Genomic DNA, 3,711 nt, shown 5'->3' on the forward strand with positions numbered 1-3,711 from the left:
AAGGTGCGCCGCGCGCTCGATGCGGTGGACCTGTTCATCCAGATCGATCCGTGGATGTCGGCCAGCGCGAAGCGTGCCGATCTGATCCTCGCGCCGAGCATGTGCCTTGAGCGCGAGGACATCAACAACGTCTCGGAGAACTTCTGCGAGGAGCCTTACGCGCACTATACCGAGGCGATGGTGCCGCCGCCCGGCGACACCATGGACGAATATGAAATGCTGTGGTGGCTGGCCAAGCACATGGGCCTCCAGCTTGCTTTTCCGGGCGGCCCGGTGTCGATGGACGTCTGCCCCGACAAGATGACCGTGCTCGATCTGGTCAGCGAAGGTGCGCTGCTCAAACCGAGCAAGGCGCGCGCCGATGCGGCCGCATCGGATCGGCCGGGCAGCGCGGTGTTTTACCCCGAGCTTCACCTCACTGTCGGCCCGGCGGACCCGGATGCCAGCGGCAAGTTCGATTTGGCAGAAGGCGCGATGCCTGCTCAGCTCAAGGATTACGCGAAACGCGGCGACGAGCAATCGGCATTCGATTTCCGCCTGATCTCGCGCCGTTCGAAGCATCGCTACAACAGCAACGGGCACACCTTTCCGCATCTGCAGGAAAAGATGCCGACCAACCCCGCGTTCTTCAATCCCGAAGACCTTGCCGCGCTGAGCGTCAACGATGGCGAAATGGTTGAGATCAGCTCGCCGCTCGCCTCGATCTTCGCCATCGGCAAGGCCAGCGACAAAGTCCGCCGCGGGGTCATTTCGATGAGCCACGCGTTTGGCGATGACGACGCGGGCAAGGACGATGTGATGACCAAGGGCAGCTCGACCAACCGCCTGATCAGCGACGATACCGATATCGACCCGATCACCGGCCAAGCCATCCAGAGCGCGATCCCGGTGCGCGTAACGGCGGCTTGATCGAAGGGCCGCTGTTAGCGTTACTGGGAGCAAAAAAGGTGACAGAGTTTACACTGTGTCACCTTTTATTTCCTGCCCTATCTAGCTGATTTTAAGTCGCTTTTCTGGCGAAGTGGACAAGGTGACACTTTGCAGCTTTCGCGCGCCTGATCGACAATTTCAACGAGCGTTTCGCGCAGTATGGCAAGGTCAGGGCGTGTAGGACAGCCTGCTCTGCTTGCTTGCGCGCAATGAACACGCCTCTCGATCATTGTCACCCCGAAGCAAGTTCAGCGTGACGAGGAAGTGTTACGAACCTTCGTATGTGATGGCCTTGCCCGTTCGGCGCAAGCAGGTCGGTCTTGGTCAACGCTGGTTGGCATGACGAGGACAGGTGCTACCCGTCTCACCCCCAAAAAAATGCCGCCCCGTTTCGGGGGCGGCACCTTTTTCAGACCAGTAGATGTGGTTTGATCAGAACTTCACACTGCCCTGGATGAAGATCTGGCGGCCACGATTGACGGTGAACACCTCGTCGTCGCCAACTGGCAGGCCAAGCCCAGGGCCAGCAAGGAACGGACGGCCGCCCGAGGTGTTGACAAAGATTTTGTCGGTCAGGTTGTTGGCAATCAGTGCCAGCTTCCACTTGCCACCCGGCGCGCCGACCGAAATCGATGCGTCAACTGTCGCGTAAGCGGGCTGAATGTAATCCGCTACGTTTTCCTGCCGCGTATAGAACGAACCGCTATAAGCAACGTTGCCCGAAACCCCCAATTCCAGCGCATCGCTGAGCGGTGCGGTGTAATCGAACGCGAGGTTACCCGCGAATTCCGGCGCGCGGGCGGCGCGGCGGCCGTTGATATCCGGATCGTCGGCATTTCCGCCGATGCCATCAGGGCCAGTGCCGGTGATGAACCGCTTGGTGAATTTGGCGTCGGTATAGGCCAGTGCGCCGGAGAACCGCAGGCCTTCTACTGGCGAGCGCCAGCCGAAGTCGATATCGATGCCCTTGGTCGTCAATTGTCCAGCGTTGGCGGTGATAAACTGGATTGTCGTCGCGTTGAAGTTCTGCACCTGGAGGTTGTCGAACGTGTAGTAATAGGCGGTTGCGTTCAGCGTAATGGTGCGATCAGCCAATTGCGACTTGAAGCCGATTTCACCGCCGCGGCTTGTTTCAGACTTGAAGATCAAGCCAGCAGCCGTGGCATCGCGGGTCGCCGGATTGTCGAAACCGAGCAGGTTGCTGGAAGGAAGCGCGCTGTTGTCGATGCCGCCCGACTTGTAGCCGGTCTTGAATGCGCCATACACGTTGAAGTCCGGGTTGATCTTGTAGCGAACCGTTACTTCAGGCGAGAAGTTGGTGTCCTTGAACGGGATCGGCCCAGAGAAGAACCCGCTGTCGATGAACGCCGGACCGGCCGAGAGGAAGGCGTGCACATAAGGCACGGTGATCGTGTTGACTTTCTCTTCGCGGGTCCAGCGCACGCCGCCCGTCAATTCGAGCTGTTCGGTGATCTCGAACGTGCCGCTGCCGAAGAGCGAATAGGCATCGGTTTTGGTGCGATGCTTCTTGTACCAGTCATAGGTATTCCCGGTGACCGGATCGGGAGCGATGATCGAGATGTTTACGCCCTGCTGCGAGGTGTTGAAGTCGATCGTGCGCTTTTCATAAAACGCTCCGAGCGAGATGTTGAATGGCCCCGAGAAGTTGCTGATAAAGCGCAATTCCTGCGTAAACTGCTTGGTCTTGTTCAGCGGATCGCTCGAACCAAAGCCTTGCGCCGATCCGGGCGTGTTGACTGCAGCCAATGCCGGGGCAATCAATCCGACCGGGGCGCCAGCCGGATTGAATGCGGGGCCAACGCCGAGGTAGGAATAGGAGTCGAAGTCAACCGCCCGCAAGCTGAGGAAACCGGTGGTGGAGACGAGCTTGATGGTATCGCTCAGATTTGCGTTAACAAGCAAGCGCGCGAAGAAAAGGTCGGTTTCGCCAAAGGGGTGACCGGGATACTTGCCGTTTGCGCCTGCGCTGCCATCCGGAAACTTGCCCACTTGCGTCGGCGAGGGATCGGAGGTGGTGACGAACTTGTTGAAAGGATTGCAATCGGCGTTCGAAGGGATCGCGATTGCGCCGCCAAGCAGTACGATCTCGTCAGCCCGGCCGTTTCTGCCGCACGAGATATCCGCCGTGCCGATCGCGCCATCGTTGGTATTGCGTGTATAAGTCGCCTTGAGGTTCGCCTTGAAATCGCTCGAAGGCTCCCACTGCAGCGTGGCGCGGCCGACAAAGTCGCGCAGGCCGCGATTGCGCAGCAATGCTGGCGTGCCTGGTGCAATTTTCACGTATTCCTTGACGTCGTTATACTGCGCCGCAAGGCGGATGCCAAAAGTATCGCTCAGCGGACCCGAAATGAAGCCGCCAACGAGGTAGCCGCGCTCTTCGAATTCATACGATGCCGTTGCGCCATATTCCCACGAGGCGGTTGGATTGGCAGTGCGGATCTGGAGCACGCCGGCCGAGGCGCTCTTGCCGAAATACAGCGATTGCGGGCCTTTCAGCACGTCGATCTGTGCGGGATCGACAAAGCCGGCTTGCAGCAAGCGGCTGGTCGAAACCTGCACGCCATCGAAATCGAGCGCCACGGCGCTGTCGAACGCGGCCGAAATGTTGGACGAACCGACGCCGCGCAAGCTGAGCTGGGCGCCTGCGCCCGATCCGCCGATCTGGACGTTCAGGGTGGGGATGCGGCTGACGATGTCGGCCACTTTGTTGACGTTGTATTTGGCAAGGGTCGCAGCGCCGATCGCGGTGATCGTCAGCGG

At 59.5% G+C, this 3,711-nt stretch carries 2 protein-coding genes; one reads left to right on the forward strand and one right to left on the reverse strand.

The window, feature by feature from the left end; translation table 11 throughout:
• Positions 1–909 (forward strand): molybdopterin dinucleotide binding domain-containing protein (locus Q0O40_RS15570; RefSeq protein WP_295531987.1); only part of this gene is annotated, 909 nt, incomplete at its 5' end.
• Positions 910–1,362: 453 nt separating this feature from the next.
• Here the strand turns inward: Q0O40_RS15570 and Q0O40_RS15575 are convergent.
• A partial coding sequence (locus Q0O40_RS15575) for a TonB-dependent receptor (RefSeq protein WP_295531990.1) occupies positions 1,363–3,711 on the reverse strand: 2,349 nt, incomplete at its 5' end.

This window comes from Novosphingobium sp. Chol11 (assembly GCF_945870625.1).
GTDB lineage: Bacteria > Pseudomonadota > Alphaproteobacteria > Sphingomonadales > Sphingomonadaceae > Novosphingobium.